The organism is Streptococcus sp. oral taxon 431 (assembly GCF_023110115.1).
In the GTDB taxonomy this organism is placed as follows: Bacteria; Bacillota; Bacilli; order Lactobacillales; family Streptococcaceae; genus Streptococcus.
Window position 1 is genome coordinate 50,650 of sequence record NZ_JALDVP010000006.1, and the last position, 24,272, is coordinate 74,921.

General features: G+C 41.3%; 23 protein-coding genes. 17 read left to right on the plus strand and 6 right to left on the minus strand.

Going from position 1 to position 24,272, the window contains the following annotated elements:
* Positions 1 to 39: 39 nt before the first annotated feature.
* The 3 genes from trxA to M1F91_RS07710 form a co-directional block, all read right to left on the minus strand.
* Positions 40 to 354: a thioredoxin gene (gene trxA / locus M1F91_RS07700; protein WP_001029581.1), complete on the minus strand. Its 315-nt coding sequence runs from the start codon at positions 352 to 354 to the stop codon at positions 40 to 42.
* 14 nt (positions 355 to 368) lie between these two features.
* Positions 369 to 590: a DUF4649 family protein gene (locus tag M1F91_RS07705; protein WP_004250771.1), complete on the minus strand. Its 222-nt coding sequence runs from the start codon at positions 588 to 590 to the stop codon at positions 369 to 371.
* 96 nt (positions 591 to 686) lie between these two features.
* Positions 687 to 1,067, minus strand: a complete 381-nt coding sequence (locus M1F91_RS07710; RefSeq protein ID WP_006149405.1) for a MarR family transcriptional regulator — start codon at positions 1,065 to 1,067, stop codon at positions 687 to 689.
* A 180-nt stretch (positions 1,068 to 1,247) separates the two neighbouring features.
* Here M1F91_RS07710 and M1F91_RS07715 point away from each other — a divergent pair, with 180 nt between their 5' ends.
* Together M1F91_RS07715 and M1F91_RS07720 are read left to right on the plus strand one after the other, a co-directional pair.
* Entirely contained in the window at positions 1,248 to 1,622 is a 375-nt protein-coding gene (locus M1F91_RS07715; RefSeq protein WP_004250774.1) for a CidA/LrgA family protein, read from the plus strand.
* A complete protein-coding gene (locus M1F91_RS07720) occupies positions 1,619 to 2,314 on the plus strand; it encodes an LrgB family protein (RefSeq protein ID WP_247913214.1) in 696 nt (231 codons plus the stop codon). Before M1F91_RS07715 ends, M1F91_RS07720 begins: the two co-directional genes overlap by 4 nt.
* 69 nt (positions 2,315 to 2,383) lie before the next feature.
* On the opposite strand, the gene M1F91_RS07725 is transcribed toward M1F91_RS07720, so the two are convergent.
* The 3 genes from M1F91_RS07725 to M1F91_RS07735 are packed head-to-tail and all read right to left on the minus strand — an operon-like array spanning position 2,384 to position 4,195.
* Positions 2,384 to 3,115: a hypothetical protein gene (locus M1F91_RS07725; protein ID WP_247913215.1), complete on the minus strand. Its 732-nt coding sequence runs from the start codon at positions 3,113 to 3,115 to the stop codon at positions 2,384 to 2,386.
* Positions 3,116 to 3,130: 15 nt separating this feature from the next.
* A complete protein-coding gene (locus M1F91_RS07730) occupies positions 3,131 to 3,826 on the minus strand; it encodes an ABC transporter ATP-binding protein (RefSeq protein ID WP_247913216.1) in 696 nt (231 codons plus the stop codon).
* 3 nt (positions 3,827 to 3,829) lie between these two features.
* Positions 3,830 to 4,195, minus strand: a complete 366-nt coding sequence (locus M1F91_RS07735) for a GntR family transcriptional regulator (protein ID WP_247913217.1) — start codon at positions 4,193 to 4,195, stop codon at positions 3,830 to 3,832.
* A 142-nt stretch (positions 4,196 to 4,337) separates the two neighbouring features.
* Between M1F91_RS07735 and nrdR the strand changes: the two genes are divergently transcribed.
* The 15 genes from nrdR (at position 4,338) to M1F91_RS07810 (ending at position 24,137) form a co-directional block, all read left to right on the plus strand.
* The gene (gene nrdR / locus M1F91_RS07740; RefSeq protein WP_004250782.1) at positions 4,338 to 4,811 is read left to right on the plus strand and encodes a transcriptional regulator NrdR; all 474 of its coding nucleotides are present in this window, start codon (positions 4,338 to 4,340) and stop codon (positions 4,809 to 4,811) included.
* The gene (locus M1F91_RS07745; RefSeq protein WP_247913218.1) at positions 4,812 to 5,981 is read left to right on the plus strand and encodes a DNA helicase; all 1,170 of its coding nucleotides are present in this window, start codon (positions 4,812 to 4,814) and stop codon (positions 5,979 to 5,981) included.
* A complete protein-coding gene (gene dnaI / locus M1F91_RS07750; protein WP_006153038.1) occupies positions 5,982 to 6,878 on the plus strand; it encodes a primosomal protein DnaI in 897 nt (298 codons plus the stop codon). It abuts the gene before it with no gap.
* Positions 6,875 to 7,588, plus strand: a complete 714-nt coding sequence (locus M1F91_RS07755) for an NADPH-dependent oxidoreductase (RefSeq protein WP_070678779.1) — start codon at positions 6,875 to 6,877, stop codon at positions 7,586 to 7,588. The genes dnaI and M1F91_RS07755 overlap by 4 nt, the downstream gene beginning before the upstream one ends.
* Positions 7,589 to 7,601: 13 nt before the next feature.
* Positions 7,602 to 8,912: a ribosome biogenesis GTPase Der gene (der, locus tag M1F91_RS07760; RefSeq protein WP_247913219.1), complete on the plus strand. Its 1,311-nt coding sequence runs from the start codon at positions 7,602 to 7,604 to the stop codon at positions 8,910 to 8,912.
* A gap of 192 nt (positions 8,913 to 9,104) precedes the next feature.
* Entirely contained in the window at positions 9,105 to 9,944 is an 840-nt protein-coding gene (locus M1F91_RS07765; RefSeq protein WP_247913220.1) for a TPM domain-containing protein, read from the plus strand.
* Positions 9,945 to 9,982: 38 nt separating this feature from the next.
* Positions 9,983 to 10,576 carry a LemA family protein gene (locus M1F91_RS07770; protein WP_247913221.1) on the plus strand — a complete coding sequence of 198 codons (594 nt, stop codon included), beginning with the start codon at positions 9,983 to 9,985 and terminating at the stop codon, positions 10,574 to 10,576.
* A gap of 179 nt (positions 10,577 to 10,755) precedes the next feature.
* A complete protein-coding gene (gene secA, locus M1F91_RS07775) occupies positions 10,756 to 13,269 on the plus strand; it encodes a preprotein translocase subunit SecA (protein ID WP_247913222.1) in 2,514 nt (837 codons plus the stop codon).
* 80 nt (positions 13,270 to 13,349) lie between these two features.
* Positions 13,350 to 14,381, plus strand: coding sequence for a 3-deoxy-7-phosphoheptulonate synthase (locus M1F91_RS07780; protein ID WP_247913223.1), 1,032 nt, complete (start codon positions 13,350 to 13,352; stop codon positions 14,379 to 14,381).
* Between the two features lies 1 nt (position 14,382).
* On the plus strand, positions 14,383 to 15,414 hold the full coding sequence (locus M1F91_RS07785; RefSeq protein ID WP_247913224.1) for a 3-deoxy-7-phosphoheptulonate synthase: 1,032 nt from the start codon (positions 14,383 to 14,385) through the stop codon (positions 15,412 to 15,414).
* 45 nt (positions 15,415 to 15,459) lie between these two features.
* Positions 15,460 to 15,822, plus strand: coding sequence for a holo-ACP synthase (gene acpS / locus M1F91_RS07790; protein ID WP_247913247.1), 363 nt, complete (start codon positions 15,460 to 15,462; stop codon positions 15,820 to 15,822).
* A complete protein-coding gene (alr, locus tag M1F91_RS07795) occupies positions 15,812 to 16,915 on the plus strand; it encodes an alanine racemase (RefSeq protein WP_247913225.1) in 1,104 nt (367 codons plus the stop codon). The genes acpS and alr overlap by 11 nt, the downstream gene beginning before the upstream one ends.
* A 24-nt stretch (positions 16,916 to 16,939) precedes the next feature.
* On the plus strand, positions 16,940 to 18,955 hold the full coding sequence (gene recG / locus M1F91_RS07800; RefSeq protein ID WP_247913226.1) for an ATP-dependent DNA helicase RecG: 2,016 nt from the start codon (positions 16,940 to 16,942) through the stop codon (positions 18,953 to 18,955).
* Positions 18,956 to 19,265: 310 nt separating this feature from the next.
* Entirely contained in the window at positions 19,266 to 20,249 is a 984-nt protein-coding gene (locus M1F91_RS07805) for an acetylxylan esterase (RefSeq protein WP_247913227.1), read from the plus strand.
* A gap of 345 nt (positions 20,250 to 20,594) precedes the next feature.
* Positions 20,595 to 24,137 carry an SIALI-17 repeat-containing surface protein gene (locus tag M1F91_RS07810; RefSeq protein WP_247913228.1) on the plus strand — a complete coding sequence of 1,181 codons (3,543 nt, stop codon included), beginning with the start codon at positions 20,595 to 20,597 and terminating at the stop codon, positions 24,135 to 24,137.
* Positions 24,138 to 24,272 lie beyond the last annotated feature (135 nt).

Sequence of the window (24,272 nt, forward strand, 5' to 3'; positions counted from 1 at the left end):
AAAAAGAGACCAAATGAATGCACTTGGTCTCTCCTTTGATTAGCTCAATTCAGCAACGATGGCCTTGATTTGTTCAGCTGTGTGGACACCAGCCACTTGTTTAACAACTTGTCCATCTTTCTTGAAGAGAAGTGTAGGGATAGACATGATACCAAATGCACGAGCTGTATTCGGATTTTCGTCAACGTCCATTTTAACGATCTTCAAGACATCTTCTGAAAGTTCTTCAGACAATTTGTCCAAGATTGGACCTTGCATACGACATGGACCACACCAAGTTGCCCAGAAGTCTACCAAGACCAATCCGTCTTTAGTTTCTTGTTCGAATGTTGCATCTGTAATTGCTTTTGCCATAGTATTTCTCCTTTTTAATTATATTGGCTTAAATCTTGTTTCATGAGATAGAAGAAAACATCTCCATAAGTCCCATGGTAGTCCAAATCATGTCCCTTGTAGGTTACTTTTTGGACAGGGTAGTAGTCTGCGACACCAATTAGGCAGGCATGTTGAGAACGTTCAAATTCTTCGTATGACTCGAAGGTCATGGTTCTCTCTTGCTTGCTGGCATCAAGATAAGTGATTTCAATCATAGGATTCTCCTTTGCTAAATCATATCTTCATTTTACTCCTTGGAAAAAGGAATGTCAAGAAAATTGCTTGCGCACGCAAGTTTTTTTGTAAAAATTTTAGGAAAGCCAACTTGCTTTTGTTTCAAGGCTTTCTTCTACAGCTTTTTGTAGATAGGCAAGAGTTGTCTGACCCTCCTTAGTGAGGCAGATAAAACTAGCTCGCTTATCCTGGTCACAACATCTCCGACTAAGTAAAGCACAATTTTTGGCTTCTAGGCGTGCCACCATTCGTGATACAGCACTTGGACTCAGATGGAGTTTATCAGGCAGGTCAATCTGTCTCAAAGATTTTTCTTGAGCCTGATTTAAAAAGTGCAAGAGATAGAATTCTTTAAGCGTTAGGCTTTGGTCACTCTGCTCAGCAATCGTTTGCTCTAAAAGAGCTTCTAGCTCTACTTGTCGGCGGTTGAAGTCAAACCATTTTTCTAAGTAAGTCATATCAATCTCCTTTCTATATGGTAGTTATAAACAGATTTGCCTATCTGAGATGCTTGCGCACGCAATTAGTATACAACTTTTTGGAATAGATAGCAAGAAGGATGTTTCTTGTGTATTTCCTTGAAATTTTCTGAAAAAAGAGTAAACTGGTATGCAGAAAGTCTATTTGTGGAGTAAACGATGAAATTATATGTTCAGCTAATGATTCTCTTTGTCATTTCACTGATTGGTGAGGGAATCTCTAGCTTTTTCCATTTGCCTATTCCTGGAAGCATTATCGGTTTGATTATTTTATTTTTAGCTTTGCAGTTCAAGTGGTTGCGGGTACGTCATGTCAACATGGTTGGGAATTTTCTCCTAGCTAATATGACTATCCTCTTTCTACCTCCTGCAGTTGGGATTATGGAGAAATTTGATGTGATTGCTCCTTATTTATTGCCCATTGTCTTGATTGTCTTTTTTGCAGCAGTTATCAATATTATCTTGATTGCGCTTGTAGTTCAGTTTATCAAAAAGCGTTATGAAGGTGATTACGAAGAAAGAGGTGCTAAATGAGCGAATTTGTATCCAATCCACTTTTTGGGATAGCCTTGTCTATTTTGGCTTATCTTGGAGGCATGATTATCTTTAGACGGTACCCTCATCCTCTGACCACTCCCTTGCTGCTAGCAACTTTATTTATCATTATTTTTCTAAAACTGACTGGTATTTCTTATGTTTCCTATTATCAAGGTGGGGTCTACCTCAATAACTTGATTGTTCCCTCAACAGTAGCTTTAGGAATTCCTCTTTATAAGAGTTTTCACCTCATGAAACACCATGTTAGAAGTATTCTACTCAGTAGTTTCCTTGCTGTTGTTGTAAATACAGTTTTTACAGCTTTAGTTGCAAAATTTTTCGGTATGGATTTCTTCTTGGCGATTTCGCTTTTCCCAAAGTCTGTAACGACGGCCATGGCAGTTGGAATTACGGATAAGCTACAAGGGATAGCGACGATCACCTTGGTAGTTGTGGTAGCAACTGGCATTTTGACTAGCGTTATTGGACCAACACTTTTAAAATGGCTAAAAATTGACGACCCAGTAGCTGTTGGTCTTGCTCTTGGAGGAACTGGTCACGCAGTTGGGACTGGAGCAGCTTTTAGCTATGGACCAGTTGCAGGTGCTATGGGAGGACTAGCCATCGGTGTTACCGGTATTCTCTATGTATTTGTAAGTCCCATCGTAGCAGGTTTGATATTGAGTTAAAAAATAAGAATGTTATATTTCTTTGTGTAAAAAGAAGCCCCTAGCTTTATTTGCTAGGGGCTTCATTCATTATTGTAAGTTTACTTTGTTCTTTAAGATATAGTAGGTTCCGAGATAGAAACCGACGCTAAGGATTAAGTCTTTGAAAATTTCAAAGGATAATACCCAATTGTAGTCGAAATCGATGCGAAGATTGAGAGTGACAAAGCCAAGAACAATTTGGATGGCGATGTAGGCAACAACCGCAAGAGCTGTACGGTATTCATTAAAGAGTTGACCGATAGAGATAGACAAGTAGATACAAAGAATACCTGCAAGAGTATTAAAAATATAGGAAATCAAGGCTAACCAGAAATTATCTGTATAATTTTTTAGCATATACTCGGCAAAACTAGATAGGAAGGCGTCTGGTTGAATCATGGAAATGATAATATAAAGGCTAAAAAGGAAAACCACTGTACTTGTCAAAGACCAAACAAAGGCTCCAAGCAGTTTAGCGGAGAGGATCTGGTGTTCAGATACTGGCAGGGTGAGGGTTAGATAACCACGACGATCATAAACACTTCCCTTAAATCGTTGAATAATCAAAATCAAGGTTGAGATACTCAAAGTAATAACCAGACCACCAAAAACCAGAGATAGAAATACTAACATGACAACGCCCTTATCTTGATAATAGGTGCTTGAGAGACTACTGCCCTGAATACCGATGATGACAGATAAGGATAGTACAGCTGCATAGAGGGCTAAAAACCATTTGTTGACATTTTTAAATTCATAACGAACTAAATTCCAAAACATAATAATCTCCTTTAACTAGGCTTTGAATTCGTGACGGAAGAGCTGGTCAATTGATTCACCCGACTCGTAACGAATATCATCCACATTTCCTTGACGGACGACTTTTCCATCCTTGAGGAAAATAATCTCATCCAAGATTGGCTCGATGTCTGAAATCAAGTGAGTTGAAATCAAGACAGTCGAAGTTGGAGAGTAATTGGTAATGATGGTGTTCAAGATGTAGTCACGAGCTGCGGGATCAACACCACCGATTGGTTCGTCAAGGACGTATAGACGAGCGTCACGACTCATGACAAGAATCAACTGAACTTTTTCTTTGTTCCCTTTTGAGAGTTTCTTGAAACGGCTATTCTCGTCGATACCAAGGTCACGAAGAAGACCTTGAGCACGTTCCAGATTAAAATCTTTATAGAAGGTCTTAAAAAAGGTAAGAGCTTCTTTGACCTTCATCTGTTCGTTGAGATAGGTCGTATCAGGTAGATAAGAAACAATAGCCTTAGTTGCTGGGCTTGGTTCCATACCATTGATGAGGATACGCCCTTGCTCTGGTTGGAGTAAACCGTTGATTAGTTTAATCAAGGTTGTCTTTCCAGAGCCGTTTGGGCCAAGGAGACCCACAATCTTTCCTGCTGGAATTTCAAGGGAAACATTTTGAAGAGCAGGGCTTGCTCCATAGAATTTTGAAACATTTTCAAACGTTAACAAGGTCATAGTCTAAACTCCTTCAATATAATCTCTCAAAACAGTTGGTAGTTCTTCTTTTTCATATCCAAATTCTACCATGCCTGTTACAAACTGCTGCAACTGTTCTTCTGATAGTTGCTTCCGGGATTGGAGGATTAAGTCCAAGTCCTCTGTGACAAAACGTCCAGCAGTCCGCTTGGTGTATACGAAACCTTCTCTTTCTAGGTCTGATAGGGCACGTTGGATGGTATTAGGATTGACACCAGCCTCACTAGCCAATTCTCTGACAGTTGGTAGTTGTTGGTTGGGTTCTAGTTTATGAGAAATAATTTGCAGTTTGATTTTGTCCATTATCTGCAAATAAATGGGTTTATTGTTATCAAATATCCAGGACATCGCGGTCTCCTTTCTACAATGTCTATTGTGTTAATTAAATAATACAACTAAACAAGGAACTTGTCAAGCTAAAAGGAGAATTATTTTGGGAATTGCTCAAAAAAATGGTATAATGAAAAGAAAACGACAAGGAGGGGAAGACATGCGTTGTCCAAAATGTGGGGCTACTAAATCCAGTGTTATCGATAGTCGCCAGGCTGAAGAAGGAAATACCATTAGACGTAGACGTGAGTGCGAAGAGTGTCAACATCGTTTTACGACCTATGAACGTGTAGAAGAGAGAACGCTGGTTGTGGTCAAGAAGGATGGCACACGGGAGCAGTTCTCCAGAGATAAAATCTTTAACGGGATTATTCGTTCGGCTCAAAAACGTCCGGTGTCTAGTGATGAGATTGGCATGGTGGTCAATCGTATCGAACAAAAACTCCTCAGTCGCAATGATAATGAAATTCAAAGTGAAGATATTGGTTCACTGGTCATGGAAGAATTGGCTGAACTGGATGAAATCACTTACGTTCGTTTCGCCAGCGTCTATCGTAGCTTTAAAGACGTGAGTGAGCTCGAAAATCTTCTCAAACAAATTACGCAATCTTCAAAGAAGAAAAAGGAAAAATAAATGAAGCCTAATGATCGTTTTTCTTTTCTAAAGAATAATCGGGTGTCGCAAGATCCCACAACTTTGGTGCAGTGCTACCTCCCGATTATCGGTCAGGATGCGCTGAGTCTTTACCTTTATACCTTAGCTTTTTGGGATGATGGACAAAAAGAACACCTGTTTGCAGCTATCCTCAATCATCTCAATTTTGGAATGGACAGGCTGTTAAAGGCTTTTAAAATATTATCAGCCTTCAATTTGGTTATCCTCTATCAAAAGGGTGACGGCTATGAACTTGCTATTCATCCAACGCTTTCTAGCTCGGATTTCTTACGTCATACGGTTTATCGTACCTTATTGGAGAAAAAAATCGGTGAGCCAGCAGTTTCTGATTTGCGCCAAGAGCAGGCAGGCGGAGAGCCTTTGACTGTTCCTTTGAGTCAGGCCTTTCCAGAGATAGAAGAATTGGCTAGTCATGACGAGATGTCAGTAAAAGCTGATTTTAAAAATGATTTTGATTTGGAGCATTTTCGTCAGCTCATGGCGAGAGATAATCTCCGTTTCCAAGATGAACAGTCAGATGTCTTAGAGTTATTTAAAATTGCTGATGAGAAAAAATGGACCTGGTTTGAGACTTATCAATTGGCCAAATCAACAGCTGTTTCACAAGTTATTTCTGTCAAGCGTATGCGCGAAAAATTAGCACAAGAGTCTGTTTCATCGGACTTTAGTCCCCAAGAAGCGACCATTATCCGAGAAGCTAAAAGTAAAACGGCCCTGCAATTTTTAGCGGGTATCAAACAAACCCGAAATGCTGGAATTATCCAAGCCGAACGCGATTTGCTAAAACAGATGGCGGATTTGGGACTGCTTGATGAAGTCATCAATGTCGTTATACTCTTGACCTTCAATAAGGTTGATTCGGCCAATCTCAATGAAAAATATGCCATGAAAGTGGCTAATGATTACTCTTATAACAAGATTCGTTCTGCTGAAGAAGCTGTGCTTCGAATCAGAGAGAAGAATCAAAAGGGGCAAGAACAAAAATCAGCGAAGCCAAGCCAAGCCAAAAGCAATGTCCCAAAATGGAGTAATCCAGAATATAAAAATGAAACCAGCAAAGAAACTCGCTTGGAGTTAGAACGTAAGAAAAAAGAAATGTTAGACCGATTAGGAAAAGGAGGAGACTAGATGGAAAGTGTAGGAGATGTGCTTAAAGATCATCCCAGCCGTTTTCAATACCAGGATCTGGTCCAGCAGATTGTAAAAGATCCTGATGTTGCGGCTTTTATCCAGAAGGAATCTCTCAGTCAAGAGGAATTGAATCGTAGTATCTCTAAGTTTAACCAATACATCACCGAGCGAGATAAGTTTCTTCGCGGAGATACTGACTATATCGCGCGTGGTTATAAGCCAATTCTAGTTATGAATCATGGTTACGCAGATGTATCCTATGAGGAAACTCCGGAACTGATTGCGGCTGAGAAAGAAGCGGCTATCAAGAACCGTCTCAAACTGATTAATCTTCCAGCTAGTCTTAAAAAAGCTAGTTTGGCTCAAGTTGATTTGGATGATTTGGGACGTTTGCCAGTTTTTGAAAAGCTCTTTACCTTTGTTGAGCAATATCCAGAAGTCCGTAAAGGTCTCTATCTCTATGGAGACTTTGGAGTTGGGAAGAGCTTTATGGTGGCTGCCCTAGCCCATGATTTGTCAGAAAAACGTGGGGTTTCATCAACCCTTCTTCACTATCCTAGCTTTGTTATTGATGTCAAAAATGCTATTGGAGATGGGAATGTTAAGAATTTGGTGGATGAAATCAAGCAAGCTGAAGTCTTGATTTTGGATGATATTGGTGCCGAGCAATCGACACCTTGGGTGCGTGATGAAGTCTTGCAAGTCATTCTCCAGTATCGTATGCAGGAAGATTTGCCAACCTTCTTTACCTCAAATTTCAATTTTGAAGATTTGGAAAAACATTTTGCTAAAGGCAAGAACGGAAACGATGAAACATGGGAAGCTAGACGCGTTATGGAGCGTATCCGTTATTTAGCAGAAGAAACACGACTAGAAGGAGAGAATCGCCGATGAGTGAAACAATCACCTTAATGAAATCTCATACCTCGGTTCGCAGATTTAAAGAAGAAGCGATCCCTCAAGAGGACTTGAATGAGATTTTATCAGCTGCCCAAATGGCTTCTTCTTGGAAAAATTTCCAATCTTATTCTGTGATTCTAGTCAGAAGTCAAGAAAAGAAAGATGCTCTTTTTGAGCTGGTTCCTCAGGAAGCGATTCGTCAGTCTGCCGCCTTCCTCCTCTTTGTAGGAGATTTAAACCGTGCAGAAAAAGGGGCTCGTCTCCATACCGATACTTTCCAACCTCAAGGGGTGGAAGGACTCCTCATTACTTCAGTAGATGCAGCCTTGGCTGGACAGAATACCTTGCTTGCGGCAGAAAGCCTTGGCTATGGTGGAGTAATCATCGGTTTGGTGCGTTACAAATCTGTTGAAGTAGCAGAATTGTTCAACCTTCCTGACTATACCTATCCAGTTTTTGGGATTGCACTCGGTGTGCCGAACCAAAAACATGATGTAAAACCAAGATTGCCACTAGAGAATGTTGTTTTTGAGGAAGAATACCAAGAACAAACAACGGAGGCTATTGAAGCCTATGACCGTGTGCAGACCGAATATGCAGGAGCTCGTGCGACTACCACTTGGAGTCAACGTCTTGCAGAGCAATTCGGTCAGCCTGAACCAAGCTCAACTAGAGAAAATCTTGAACAAAAGAACTTATTATAGAAAGTGAGAAAACATGGCCTTACCAACTGTTGCCATCGTAGGACGTCCCAATGTTGGGAAATCAACCCTGTTTAACCGTATTGCAGGGGAACGCATCTCAATCGTAGAAGATGTCGAAGGAGTGACACGGGACCGTATCTATGCTACTGGTGAATGGCTTAACCGTTCTTTCAGTATGATTGATACTGGAGGGATTGATGATGTTGATGCTCCATTTATGGAACAAATCAAGCACCAGGCAGAGATTGCCATGGAAGAAGCTGATGTCATCGTTTTTGTAGTTTCCGGTAAAGAAGGCATCACAGATGCTGACGAATACGTAGCCCGTAAACTATATAAAACTCATAAACCTGTTATCCTTGCAGTTAACAAGGTTGACAATCCGGAAATGAGAAATGATATCTATGATTTCTATGCTCTTGGATTGGGAGAACCAGTGCCAATTTCATCTGTGCACGGGATTGGTACAGGGGATGTATTAGATGCCATCGTCGAAAATCTTCCACATGAAGTCGAAGATGAAAATCCAGATGTCATTAAATTCAGCTTGATTGGTCGCCCGAATGTCGGAAAATCTAGCTTGATCAATGCCATTTTGGGAGAAGATCGCGTAATTGCCAGTCCTGTTGCTGGTACAACTCGTGATGCCATTGATACACATTTTACAGATGCGGATGGCCAAGAGTTTACCATGATTGATACGGCTGGTATGCGTAAGTCTGGTAAAGTCTATGAAAACACAGAGAAATACTCAGTCATGCGTGCCATGCGAGCTATTGACCGTTCAGATGTAGTCTTGATGGTCCTCAATGCCGAAGAAGGCATCCGTGAGTATGATAAGCGTATCGCTGGATTTGCCCACGAAGCTGGTAAAGGGATGATCATCGTAGTTAACAAGTGGGATACTCTTGAAAAAGATAACCACACCATGAAAAACTGGGAAGAGGATATTCGTGAACAGTTCCAATATCTACCTTACGCACCGATTATCTTTGTTTCGGCTTTGACCAAGCAACGTCTCCACAAACTTCCAGAGATGATTAAACAAATCAGCGAGAGTCAAAATACCCGTATTCCATCAGCAGTCTTGAATGATGTCATTATGGATGCTATCGCCATCAACCCAACACCGACAGACAAAGGGAAACGTCTCAAGATCTTCTATGCGACTCAAGTGGCAACTAAACCACCGACCTTTGTGATTTTTGTCAACGAAGAAGAACTTATGCACTTCTCTTACTTGCGTTTCTTGGAAAATCAAATCCGCAAGGCCTTTGTATTTGAGGGAACACCAATCCATCTGATCGCAAGAAAACGGAAATAAAATGATAAAAAGAAGAAGGTTAACAGACCTTCTTTTTTGTAGAGGATAGCAAGAGCGTCGATCTAAATTTGTCATCAAATTAACATCATTTTCCTAGTCCTTGTCACGGTTTTGTAATGGAAACGTACTTTCTTTGTAAGATTCAAAATGCTATAATGCTCTAAACAATTTTCCTTGCATAAGGAGGTTATTATGAAAAAAGATAGATTGTTAAAGAATTCTTTCTTGGTGCGTCTACTTGGATTGCTGATGGCATTTTTCTTCCTATCAGCATTCACAGCACCTGAGAAACCAGACTATGGTATCTATGACCCAAATCATTATTTGACAGAGGAAGTAGTTACTCAGATTCGTGATTTGAATGAAGCTAATAGTCAAAAGGCAGAAAAGCTTCAAATAGGTGTCTATATCGTAGATAGTCTGGAAGGAGAAAGCATTGAAACGGTGGCTAATGAAACTGCCAGGGCTTGGAAGATTGGCTATTCAGGAGATAATTTTGGAAGTCTCATTGTAGTAGCTGTTCAAGACCGTAAATCAAGAATTGAAACCAGTAATAACACCGCCATTAGAATAACGGACTATCAAACCAAGCAGATTTTGGCAGCCAGCCGTACAGATTTTAAAACTGGTGACTATAGTAAAGGAATTCTAGCGATTGCCAAAGGCTTGGACAATCAGTTTTATAGAGGAAGTGGAACGTTTCCATCTGATGAATCCTCTGATATCAAACGTTATTCTGAAAGTATCAGTGGCAAAAAATCGAGTCGCAATAGTAGCTCGTCTAGTCATCGTAAGAACAGTGACCCTATGGACAATGTGTTCGGAGTCGGGATAATCATTTATTTCATTATCGTATTTATAGCCATTATTAGAGGAGGCGGCGGTGGCCGAGGAGGAGGTTCCTCTGACGGAGGATGGTGGTTTAGTGACTCATCCGACTCAGGTTCTTCTTGGTCAGATTCAGGCTCAGACTCTTCTAGTAGCTGGGACGGTGGTGGCTTCGATGGCGGTGGTTCATCCGATGATTGGTAATGTTCGTGTAAAAATTAAGGAAATAAGTAGGTTTAGATATGAAAAATAAAGGAATTATTTATGTGTTGAGCATTTTGCTGGCTATTATCTTGCTTGGCGGTTGCTCAGTAGTAGGCACTTATAACGGATTTGTCTCCGAACAAACTAAGGTCGAACAAGCGCAAGCTGATGTAGCGACAGCTCTTCAACGTCGTTCTGACTTGATTGGAAATTTGGTAGAGTCTGTAAAAGGCCAGATGAACCATGAGACAGAGGTTTTTACCAAGATTGCGGAAGCTCGTGCTAAAATTGGGAATGGCTCAGTGACTTCAAAAGAAAATCAAGAGGCTCAAGGAGAGTTGAGTTCTGCTATCTCACGCTTAATCTCCTTAACTGAAAATTATCCTGAGTTGAAGAGCAATCAAAATGTGGAACAACTCATGACAGAACTGGCTGGAAGTGAAAATCGTATCTTTGTAGCCCGTAAGGATTACAACAAAGTGGCAACAGAATACAATCAAAAATTAAGAAGCTTCCCAACGGTTCTTTTCGCTAACATGATGAACTTTAAAGAGGCAGAAACCTTTAAAGAAAGCGAAGAAGCCAAGACAGCTCCAAAGGTTGACTTTAGTACTTCTACAACCAAAGAATAGGCTTGAATTTTCTAAAAGAAAATCAATGATTAGCAATAGTTTGAACATTTACAAAAAAAGGCTCTAAATGAGCCTTTTTTAGCTTGTATAAACACGGATTCTTTCTTGAAAAAATTTAGCGAATATGCTACAATAAAAAGAACATTCTAAAATATTCAGAATTTAAAGTAAGGAAAAAAATGGCAAATTTATTAAAAACAATCATCGAAAATGATAAAGGGGAACTTCGTCGCTTAGAAAAGATGGCTGATAAAGTCCTCAAATACGAAGATGAAATGGCTGCTTTGACAGACGAGCAGTTGCAAGCTAAGACAGAAGAATTTAAGCAACGTTATCAAAATGGTGAAACCCTTGATCAACTCTTGTACGAAACCTTTGCGGTTGTACGTGAGGGAGCTAAGCGTATTCTTGGACTTTTCCCATACAAGGTTCAGGTTATGGGTGGTATCGTTCTTCACCACGGTGACGTTCCAGAAATGCGTACAGGTGAAGGGAAAACCTTGACAGCGACAATGCCGGTATACCTTAATGCCCTTTCAGGAAAAGGTGTACACGTAGTTACCGTCAACGAATACCTTACAGAGCGTGACGCGACTGAGATGGGTGAATTGTACTCATGGCTTGGTTTGTCAGTAGGGATCAACTTGGCTGCGAAATCTCCAATGGAGAAAAAAGAAGCTTATCTCTGTGATATTACTTACTCAACGAACTCAGAAATTGGTTTCGACTATCTTCGTGACAACATGGTTGTTCGTGCAGAGAATATGGTTCAACGTCCGCTCAACTATGCCTTGGTCGATGAGGTTGACTCTATCTTGATCGACGAGGCTCGTACACCATTGATCGTTTCAGGAGCTAATGCAGTTGAAACAAGCCAGCTCTACCACATGGCTGACCACTTTGTGAAGTCTTTGGATAAAGATGACTACATCATTGATATTCAGTCTAAGACAATCGGTTTGTCTGACTCTGGTATTGACAAGGCTGAAAGCTTCTTCAAACTAGAAAATCTTTATGATATCGAAAATGTGGCTTTGACTCACTTTATCGACAACGCCCTTCGCGCCAACTACATCATGATTCTTGATATTGACTATGTGGTCAGCGAAGAACAAGAAATCTTGATTGTCGACCAATTTACTGGTCGTACCATGGAAGGTCGTCGTTACTCTGATGGCTTGCACCAAGCGATTGAAGCTAAAGAAGGCGTGCCAATCCAAGATGAAACTAAGACATCAGCATCGATTACCTACCAAAACCTTTTCCGTATGTATAAAAAATTGGCAGGTATGACAGGTACTGGTAAAACAGAAGAAGAAGAATTCCGCGAAATCTACAACATCCGTGTTATTCCAATTCCTACTAACCGTCCGATCCAACGTATCGACCATTCAGACCTTCTTTACGCTAGTCTCGATGCAAAATTCAAGGCTGTAGTAGAAGATGTTAAGGCGCGTTACCAAAAAGGTCAACCAGTCTTGGTAGGTACTGTTGCCGTTGAAACCAGTGATTTTCTTTCTAAGAAATTGGTTGAAGCAGGCGTGCCTCACGAAGTATTGAATGCTAAAAACCACTACAGAGAAGCGCAAATCATCATGAACGCTGGTCAACGTGGTGCAATCACTATCGCAACCAACATGGCCGGTCGTGGTACCGATATTAAACTTGGTGAAGGTGTTCGTGAACTTGGAGGACTTTGTGTCATTGGTACAGAACGTCACGAGAGCCGTCGTATCGATAATCAGCTTCGTGGACGTTCAGGTCGTCAAGGTGACCCAGGTGAATCACAGTTCTACTTGTCACTCGAAGATGATTTGATGAAACGTTTTGGTTCAGAACGTTTGAAAGGTGTCTTTGAACGTCTGAATATGTCTGACGAAGCCATCGAATCTCGTATGTTGACACGTCAGGTCGAAGCAGCGCAAAAACGTGTTGAAGGAAATAACTACGATACTCGTAAACAAGTCCTCCAATATGATGACGTTATGCGTGAACAACGTGAGATCATCTACGCACAACGCTATGATGTTATCACTGCAGAACGTGACTTGGCTCCTGAAATTCACGCCATGATTCGCCGTACGATTGGACGAATTGTCGATGGGCATGCTCGTTCTAAACAAGATGAAAAACTTGAAGCAATCTTGAACTTTGCCAAGTACAACTTGCTTCCAGAAGATTCAATTTCACTTTCAGACCTAGAAGGTTTGTCTGACCAAGCTATCAAAGATGAACTATACCAACGTGCATTGAAAGTCTACGATAGCCAAGTTGCTAAACTTCGTGATGAAGAAGCTGTGAAGGAATTCCAAAAAGTCTTGATTCTACGTGTTGTAGATAACAAGTGGACTGACCATATCGATGCCCTTGATCAGTTGAGAAATGCAGTGGGTCTTCGTGGTTATGCCCAAAACAACCCTGTCGTGGAATATCAAGCGGAAGGCTTCCGTATGTTTAATGATATGATTGGTTCAATTGAGTTTGATGTGACTCGCTTGATGATGAAAGCACAAATTCATGAACAAGAACGACCACAAACTGAGCATCATATCAGTACGACAGCAACTCGAAATATTGCTGCTCAACAGACAACTCTTCCAGCTGATTTGGACCTCAGTCAAGTAAAACGTAATGACTTATGCCCATGTGGATCTGGTAAGAAATTTAAAAATTGTCACGGTAAACGACGTTAAGAATGATTAATTTTCAGGCGGATGCCTAGTGAAAAGTGAATTTTCGCTTGGCGTCCGTTTGCTTTATAAGGAGATGGATAATGGTATTTACAGCAAAAAGCCCTAAAATTAATATTGATGAAGTTCGTAGTTTGTCTAAACTAGAAGGACAAGTCCTTGCGAACAAACTCCAACGTGATCAAGAGCTTGAAGCAATTATTCGTGGGGAAGACCAACGCATCCTGTTGGTGATTGGTCCTTGCTCATCTGACAATGAAGAAGCAGTCCTAGAGTACGCCAAGCGTTTGTCAAAACTTCAGGAAGAAGTCAAAGACCGCGTCTTTATGGTCATGCGTGTCTATACTGCTAAACCACGTACTAATGGTGATGGATATAAGGGCTTGATTCACCAACCAAATGCCAAAGAAGCGCCTAGCCTCATCAATGGGATCAAGGCGGTTCGTCATCTGCACTACCGTGTTATTTCTGAAACAGGAATGACAACAGCAGATGAAATGTTGTACCCAGAGAACCTTCCTTTAGTAGATGACTTGATTTCTTATATGGCAGTTGGAGCCCGTTCAGTTGAAGACCAACAACACCGTTTTGTAGCTAGTGGAGCAGATTTTGCGACAGGTTTTAAAAATCCAACCTCAGGAAATCTCAATGTCATGTTTAACGGTATTTATGCAGCTCAAAACAAGCAAAGTTTTCTTTTCCTAGGGAAAGAAGTCGAAACTACTGGAAATCCTCTATCGCATGCTATTCTCCGTGGAGCTCTTAACGAGTACGGGAAAAACATTCCTAACTACTACTACGATAATTTGATGGATACTATTGCTCAGTATGAAAAGATGGGACTTGAGAATCCATTCATCATTATTGATACCAACCATGATAACTCAGGGAAACAGTATATGGAGCAGATTCGTATCGTTCGCCAGACTTTAATTAACCGTGATTGGAATGAAAAGATTAAAAAATATGTTCGTGGATTCATGATTGAGTCTTATCTAGAAGACGGTCGCCAAAACGAACCTGAGGTCTTTGGAAAATCTATCACCGATCCATGTCTAGGATGGGAAAATACGGAAGCTCTTGTTCGCGAAATCTACCAAAAACTAGGAGAATAATATGGCATTTATCGAGAAAGGTCAAGAAATCGATATTGAAGCGATTAAGGCGGAAACACGGCTATCTGCAGAAACCTTGCAACATAAGGAAAATCGTGATCAAGAATTAGCAGATATCCTTTCAGGTAAGGATGATCGTGTCCTTTTGGTCATTGGGCCTTGTTCGTCTGATAATGAAGAAGCAGTCCTAGAGTATGCCCGTCGTTTGGCAGACTTGCAGAAAAAAGTGGCGGACAAGATTTTCATGGTCATGCGTGTTTACACGGCCAAACCACGTACCAATGGTGATGGATATAAGGGTTTGGTTCATCAGCCAGATACTTCTAAAGCTCCAAGCTTGATTAATGGTTTGCAGGCTGTTCGTCAGCTCCATTATCGGGTAATTACAGAAACAGGATTGACTACAGCAGATGAAATGCTTTATCCAGCCAATCTCGTCTTGGTTGAGGACTTGGTGAGCTATCATGCAGTGGGTGCGCGTTCAGTCGAAGACCAAGAACACCGTTTTGTAGCTTCGGGAATTGATGCTCCAGTAGGCATGAAGAATCCAACCTCTGGAAATCTATCTGTGATGTTTAATGCCATCTATGCAGCACAAAACAAACAAACCTTTCTCTTTCATGGTCAAGAAGTTGAAACTTCAGGAAATCCCTTGGCTCACGTCATTCTTCGTGGAGCTATGAATGAATACGGGAAAAATGAACCTAACTTCTACTATGAAACTCTTCTAGATGCTATTGGTCGCTACGAGTCTATGGGGCTCGAAAATCCCTTTATCATGATTGATACCAACCATGATAATTCAGGGAAACAATATATGGAGCAAGTTCGCATTGTTCGCCAAACTCTTCTCAACCGTGCCTGGAATGAAAAGATTAAGAAGACAATTCGAGGCTTCATGATCGAGTCTTACTTAGCAGATGGTCGCCAAAACCAGCCAGAAATCTTTGGACGTTCTATTACAGACCCATGTTTGGGTTGGGAAAACACAGTAGCTTTAGTAGAAGAAATCTATTCTACCTTAACAAAATAAGTGAAAAGGATGGAGTTGGGGGAATCTCAACTCCTTTTGATGAAAATGATAGTTGGACACGGAATCGATATTGAAGAATTAGCTTCTATACAAAATGCAGTTGAAAAAAGAGAAGGTTTTGCGCAGCGTGTCTTGACAGACAAGGAAATGGAGCGCTTTGCTAGTCTCAAAGGTCGCAGACAGGTCGAGTATTTGGCTGGTCGTTGGTCAGCTAAAGAGGCTTTCTCAAAGGCTATGGGAACGGGAATTGGGAAGCTAGGCTTTCAGGATTTGGAAGTCTTAAACAATGAGAAGGGAGCTCCCTACTTCAGCAAATCCCCATTTTCAGGAAATGTTTGGTTATCGATTAGCCATACAGAACAGTTTGTGACAGCTAGTGTTATTTTGGAGGAAAATCATGAAAACTAGTCCACATAGACCAACCAAGGCCCTCATTAATCTAGAAGCAATCCGCTACAATATTCAACAAATGGGAGCACATATTCCTAAAGACACCCTCAAATGGGCGGTTGTGAAAGCCAATGCTTATGGACATGGAGCGATAGCTGTTGCGACGGCTATCCAGGATGATGTAGATGGCTTTTGTGTGTCAAATATTGATGAAGCCATCGAACTCCGTCAGGCAGGTATCGCTAAGAAAATTCTTATTTTGGGAGTATCTGAAGTTGAATCTCTTTCATTGGCTAAGGATTTTGATATCACCTTGACAGTGGCAGGATTGGAATGGATTGAGAATCTCCTTAATACTGAGTCAGACTTATCAGGTTTAACCGTTCACCTTAAGATTGACTCAGGCATGGGACGAATTGGTTTTAGAAGTGCCAGTGAGGCCGAACAAGCCCAAGCTATGCTCAAAAACCATGGTGCTTCTGTCGAGGGAATCTTTACCCACTTTGCTACTGCAGATGAAGAGTCAGATACCTACTTTAAGCAACAACTAGAGTATTTCAAGGGAATCCTAGATGACTTGCAAGAAGTGCCAAAATTCGTTCATGCAAGTAACTCCGCAACGACTTTATGGCATGCGGAAACGATTTTTAATGCTGTTCGCATGGGGGATTCCATGTATGGTCTCAATCCAAGTGGTCAAGTTTTGGAATTGCCTTATGAACTAAAACCAGCCTTAACTTTGGAGTCAGCCATCGTTCATGTCAAAACAGTAGAGGTTGGAGCTTGTATGGGGTACGGAGCGACTTATCAGGCAGACAGTGAGCAAGTCATTGCCACTTTGCCAATCGGTTATGCAGATGGTTGGACACGAGACATGCAGAATTTCTCAGTTCTGGTGGATGGCCAATTGTGTCCCATTGTAGGGCGTGTATCCATGGACCAAATCACCATTCGCTTACCTAAGCTTTACCCATTGGGTACCAAGGTAACTTTAATTGGCTCAGACGGTGATAAAGAAATTACTGCAACAGATGTAGCAGTTTACCGAGGAACTATCAATTATGAGGTAGTTTGTCTCCTCAGTGATCGAATTCCAAGAGAATATTATTAAGAAATAGAAGGAAAGGAGAAGAGCATGAATTTACATCAACCCTTGCATGTCTTACCAGGAGTGGGACCTAAATCAGCAGAGAAATATGCCAAACTAGGAATTGAAAACTTGCAAGATCTCTTGCTCTACTTCCCTTTCCGTTATGAAGATTTTAAGACTAAGCAGGTGCTAGAGCTAGAAGACGGTGAAAAGGCTGTTTTGTCTGGTCAGGTAGTGACACCAGCCAGTGTTCAATATTATGGTTTTAAGCGTAATCGCCTACGTTTTAGCCTCAAACAGGGAGAGGTTGTTTTTGCAGTTAATTTCTTCAACCAACCCTACCTAGCTGACAAGATTGAACTAGGAGCGACTTTAGCTGTCTTTGGCAAGTGGGATCGTGCCAAGGCAAGCCTCACAGGAATGAAGGTTTTAGCCCAAGTCGAGGATGACCTCCAGCCTGTCTATCGCCTAGCGCAAGGCGTCAGTCAAGCAGGACTTGTTAAGGTCATCAAGACCGCCTTTGATCAGGGGCTGGACCTTTTGATAGAAGAAAACATCCCCCAGTCCCTGCTAGACAAATACAAACTCATGCCCCGTAGTCAGGCTGTTCGTGCCATGCACTTCCCTAAAGATTTGGCGGAATACAAACAGGCTCTCCGTCGAATCAAATTTGAGGAACTCTTTTATTTCCAAATGCAATTACAGACCCTCAAGTCTGAAAAAAAGGTTCATGGAAGTGGCTTGGTCCTAAATTGGTCTCAGGAAAAACTAACTGCAGTTAAAGAGAAATTGCCTTTTGCCTTGACCCAAGCCCAAGAAAAAAGCCTGCAAGAAATTCTAACAGATATGAAGTCGGACCACCACATGAATCGACTCTTACAAGGGGATGTAGGAAGTGGGAAGACAGTGGTTGCAGGTCTTGCTATGTATGCAGCTGTAACGGCAGAGTATCAGGCTGCCCTCATGGTTCCAACAGAAATTCTTGCAGAGCAGCATTTTGAAAGTCTAGAGAGTCTCTTTCCTGATTTGAAATTAGCTCTCCTGACAGGTTCATTGAAAGCTGCAGAAAAACGCAAGGTCTTGGAAACCATTGCCAAAGGGGAAGCCGATGTGATTATCGGAACCCATGCTCTTATACAAGACGGCGTGGACTATGCTCGACTCGGCTTGATTATCATCGATGAGCAACACCGCTTTGGTGTAGGGCAAAGGCGTATTTTACGGGAAAAAGGTGAAAATCCAGATGTCCTCATGATGACGGCAACTCCCATACCTCGGACCTTAGCCATCACTGCCTTTGGGGACATGGATGTCTCTATTATTGACCAGATGCCAGCAGGGCGTAAACCCATCGTAACTCGCTGGATCAAGCATGAGCAATTACCACAGGTCTTGACTTGGTTGGAGGGTGAGATTCAGAAAGGCTCCCAAGTCTATGTTATCTCTCCTTTGATTGAAGAATCTGAAGCTTTGGATCTTAAAAATGCTATTGCTCTGTCAGAAGAGTTAACAACTCATTTTGAAGGAAAAGCAAAAGTTGCTCTCTTACATGGGAAGATGAAGAGTGATGAAAAAGACCAGATTATGCAGGATTTCAAAGAGAGAAAGACAGATATCCTGGTCTCTACAACAGTTATCGAAGTTGGGGTAAATGTGCCAAATGCGACAGTCATGATTATCATGGATGCTGACCGTTTCGGACTTAGTCAACTTCACCAGCTTAGAGGACGTGTCGGTCGTGGAGACAAGCAGTCCTATGCAGTTTTAGTGGCCAATCCAAAAACTGACTCTGGGAAAGACCGCATGCGTATCATGACGGAAACGACCAATGGTTTTGTCCTTGCAGAAGAAGATTTGAAAATGCGAGGTTCTGGTGAAATTTTTGGAACTAAACAGTCAGGTTTACCAGAGTTCCATGTAGCTGATATCATCGAAGACTTCCCAATTCTTGAGGAAGCCAGAAAGGTAGCCAGCTATATCAGCTCCCTACCTAATTGGCGAGAGGACCCAGAGTGGCACATGATTGCCTTACATCTAGAGAAGAAAGAATATCTGGATTAAGCTTTTTCTAAGAAAATGTTAAGTTTGCTTTTAGGATGATTGCCTATACTAGAGTCATCAAAAAGAAACGAGGACTCTCTCATGACTATTAAAGTAAATTACCAAAAGACATTTCAAAAGGAAACTCAACTTTCTCCTAAATACTAAGAAAAGAGCGAAATCGCTCTTTTTTATTTTTTTAAAACTACTTTCAGAGGGATTCTTGCTGGGGTCGGACATTAAATCCACTTTCCGTTTCCCATTCTTTCTTGCATTGCTTCCCCATATGTGCTACAGTTATGATAACGGTTACAAAATAAAGGAGAGTTCTATGAGAAATCCAGCATTAGTAGAAGAAATGAAAACATATAAAGGAAGAGATGAAGTACCTCAGGATTTTGATGCTTTTTGGGATGGTGAGATTGACAAGGTTTCGGTCTTGCAAGACTACCAACTAGAGGAACGTGATTTTCATATTCCAAATGTTAAGTGCTATGAGTTAACCTTTAAAGGTACACGTGATGGCCTTGTCTATGCGCGTGTGGTCTTACCAAAATTAGATAAGAAAGTACCAGTTATTTTCCACTTCCATGGCTATATGGGACGTTGTTGGGATTGGACAGATATGCTAGCCTTTACCGTCGCTGGTTATGGGGTTGTATCTATGGATGTTCGTGGGCAATCTGGTTACTCACAAGATGGCTTGCGTTCGCCTCTCGGAAATACAGTTAAGGGTCAAATCATCCGTGGCGCAGTAGAAGGAAAAGAGCAACTCTTCTATAAAGATGTCTATCTTGATATTTATCAATTGATTGAGATTGTAGCTAGTCTCCCTCAAGTAAATGAGGAGCAGTTGGCTAGTTATGGTGCTTCTCAAGGAGGAGCTTTGGCTTTAGTGGCTGCTGGTCTCAATTCACGTATCAAGCGAACAGTTGCAATCTATCCATTCTTGTCAGACTTTAGACGAGTGCTAGAAATTGGCAATACCAGCGAAGCTTATGATGAACTTTTTCGTTACTTTAAGTTCCATGATCCTTTCCACGAAACAGAAGAGCAGATCATGGAGACGCTTGGTTATATCGATGTAAAAAACCTTGCCCATCGAATAAAAGGTGAGGTGAGAATGATTACAGGGCTTGATGACGATGTCTGCTATCCAATCACCCAGTTTGCTATTTACAATCGTTTGACTTGTGAAAAGAGCTATCGTCTCATGCCAGAATATGCTCACGAGGCTATGAATGTCCATGTCAATGACCAGGTTTACAACTGGTTGTGTGGTAGTGAGATTCCCTTTACCTATGTAGGTCGTTAGAGATATGTAAAAAGAGCCCTGCTAAAACAGGGCTTTCTTTGTTGAGGAGTAAAGAAAGTAGTTTCAAAAAACTTGAAACATAAAAATATATCTGAAAGTAAATTCTATTATAGTTTATTAAGGCTATTATTTAGAATATTTATTATATAATAGGTGTAACATCAAGTCGAAAGGAGTAAAATGGTTGCTTACTGGAAGAAAGTAAATAAAGGCAGCCACATTTCAGATGAAAAGAATGGGAAAAACCCATCAACAATACAGTTTCTTTCTTGCTCAAAGTCCTAGGGGCTAAAATTTTTAAGCAAAAAAGAAAGCGCTTTACTTTTGTAAAAAGAAAGGAAAAATATGACACAGAGAGATTTTGAACGGAAACAACGTTTTGGAATTAGAAAGTTTACAGTAGGAGCTGCATCAGTAGTCATTGGGGCAGTTGTTTTTGGTGCGTCGCCAGTTTTAGCTCAAGAAGCTCCAGCAACCAGTGGTGAAACAGCTGGACAAGCTTTGCCAGAATTGCCAAAAGAAGTAGAATCAGGAAATCTGGCTAACATTGATAAGGAACTTGCTGATAAGTTGGCAGCAGCGACGGACAAAGGAACAGAAGTTAACCGTGAGGAGCTACAAGCAAATCCAGGTTCTGAAAAACCAGCAGAAACTGAAAAACCAACAGAAACTGAAACTCCAGCAGCTGAAACTGATAAGACAGAAGAAACTGAGAAACAAGAAGCTATCGCTCGTGATTATTACTCAAGAGAATTGGAAAATGTCAACACTGTCGTAGAAAAAAATGACGTTACAACCAATGCAGAAAATAATCAGCGAGATGATCTTACAAGTGACTTAGAGAAACTAAAGAAACTTCAAGATGCAACAGTGCATATGGAGTTCAAACCAGATGCATCGGCACCACGTTTTTACAATCTTTTCTCTGTATCAAGTGATACCAAGGAAAATGAGTACTTCACCATGTCAGTCTTTGATAATACAGCCCTTATCGAAGGTCGAGATGCAAATGGTGCGCAATTCTATGATAAATACACCGATGCGCCATTAAAGGTTCGCCCAGGTCAGTGGAATTCAGTTACCTTTACTGTGGAAAAACCAACAACTGAAGTCCCTACTGGAAGAGTTCGTCTATATGTAAATGGTGTCTTGTCTAGAACAAGTCTAAAATCTGGGAAATTCATCAAAGATATGCCAGATGTTAACCACGTTCAAATCGGAGCAACCAAACGAGGAAGCAAGACAGTTTGGGGCTCAAATCTACAAGTTCGTAATCTAACAGTCTACGACCGTGCTTTAACACAAGATGAAGTTCGAACACGAAGTCAATTATTTGAAAGAGGAGACTTGGGGCAAGAACTTCCAGAAGGGGCTGAAATTTCTAAAAAAACAGATGTCTTTACAGCGGGTAAAAATGGGCAGTCAAATCCAGATGGTATTAATAGCTATCGTATTCCAGCCCTCCTTAAGACTGACAAGGGAACTTTGATTGCTGGTGCTGACGAACGCCGCTTACACCACTATGACTGGGGTGATATCGGTATGGTCGTTAAACGAAGTGAAGACAAGGGCCAAACATGGGGTGATCGCATCACTCTTACGAATCTACGTGACAATCCAAAAGCCAAGGATCCAAACATTGGTTCACCAGTAAACATCGATATGGTTCTGGTCCAAGATACGGAAACTAAACGAATCTTCTCAGTTTACGATATGTTCCCAGAAGGTAAAGGAATCTTCGGAATGTCTTCTGAAAGAGAAGTTGCCTATAAGGAAATTGATGGGAAAACATATCAAATTCTATACCGTGAAGGAGAAAATGGAGCCTATACTATTCGTGAAAATGGTGTTGTCTACACACCAGATGGTCAGGCAACGGATTACCGTGTTGTTGTAAATCCTGTCAAACCTGCTTATAGTGATAAAGGCGATCTTTATCAAGGTGAGCAGTTGCTAGGAAATATCTACTTTACAAGTAATAAAACTTCTCCATTTAGAATTGCTAAGGACAGCTACCTATGGATGTCTTACAGTGATGATGATGGTAAGACTTGGTCTGCGCCACAAGATATTACTCCAATGGTCAAAGCTGATTGGATGAAATTCTTAGGTGTGGGACCTGGAGTGGGAATTACCCTCCAGAATGGACCTCATAAAGGTCGGATTGTTGTCCCTGTCTATACGACAAACAGAACCAACCACCTCGACGGTTCTCAATCATCTCGTATCATCTATTCAGATGACCATGGTAAGACTTGGCATATGGGTGGCGGTGTCAATGACAATCGTACACTTCATGATGGCACAGTAATTGATTCAAGCAACATGAAAAATTACTACGCTCAAAATACAGAAGCTTCTGTTGTTCAGTTGAACAATGGTCAGTTAAAACTCTTTATGCGTGGTTTGACTGGTGATTTGCAAGTTGCGACAAGTAATGATGGTGGTATTACATGGGACAACTATGTAGCACGCTATGATGTACCCGATGTTTATGTTCAAATGGCGGCGACTCATACGGTTCAAGATGGTAAAGAGTATATCCTTCTAGCAAATGCTAATGGACCAGGTCGTAAGAATGGCTACATTCGAGTGGCTCGAGTAGAAGAAGATGGTGAGTTGACCTGGTTGCACCATCATTTGATTCAAGAAGGGGAGTATGCTTATAACTCACTTCAACAAATTGGACCAAAAGAATTTGGTCTCTTGTATGAACACCATGAAGCTCGTGGCAATCCTTATACTCTATCCTTCAAGAAATTCAACTGGGATTATCTAACTAAAGAGAGACTTGCTTCTAAAGAAGTGAAAGTTACATCGGCTATGGAAAAATGGCCAGGCATTATTGCTATGGAATTTGATTCAGAAGTCTTGGTAAATCAAGCTCCAACTCTCAAACTAGCTAATGGTAAGACTGCAACCTTCATGACTCAGTATGATACTAAGACTCTCCTATTTACAATAGCTCCTGAAGATATCGGTCAAAAAGTTACAGCTATTGAAGCGGGTGCAATTGAAAGTATGCATAACTTGCCAGTATCTGTGGTAGGTACTAAACTTACGAATGGTTTTAATGGTGACGAACCGGCAATCCATGAAGTCCCAGAATTCGAAGGTGGTGTCAATGGTGACGAAGCAGCTGTAGCAGAACTTCCTGAGTACACTGAACCTATTGGAACAGCAGGTGACGAAGCAGCACCAACAGTAGAGGTCCCAGAATTTACAGGTGGTGTCAATGGTGACGAAGCAGCTGTAACAGAACTTCCTGAGTACACTGAAGCTATTGGAACAGTAGGTGATGAAGCAGCACCAACAGTAGAAGTCCCTGAGTTTAAAGGTGACGTAAATGGTGAAGCAGCATCTGAATCTGAACTTCCTGAACACTCTGTTCCTAGCGCAACAGTAGGTGATGAGGCTGCACCAACAGTAGAAGTCCCAGAATTCGAAGGTGGTGTCAATGCAGTCGAAGCTGCAGTTCATGAGCTTCCAGAATTCACAGGCGGAGTAAACGCAGTTGAAGCGCTCAAGAATGAGCTTCCAGAATTCACAGGCGGAGTAAACGCGGTTGAAGCGCTCAAGAATGAGCTTCCAGAATTCACAGGTGGAGCAAATGCCGTTCAAGCCCTTAAGCATGAACTTCCAGAATTCACAGGCGGAGTAAATGCAGTCGAAGCAGCCAAAAACGAACTTCCGGAATATAAGGTTGAAGAAAAACCGCTTGTCACTTTAGTAGCACAACAAGACAAGACATATCAAGCTCCAGCAGCTCAACCACAACAACCAACTCTCCCTGCAACAGGAAGTGAGGTTTCAACTCCTCTAGTATCTGTGGGAATGGTTGGAATGCTTCTCGGCTTGTTTGGAATGGCTAAGAAAAAAGAAGATTAATGGCAACATTGAATCTAAAAAGTCTCTATAAAAAAGGTTTAGACTTATATTAGAAGGGTCTGTAACGTTTATTCGTTACAGACTCTTTATTTGCAGAAAGCGAAGATTTTAGTGGAAATAAGCGGATGGAAGGCG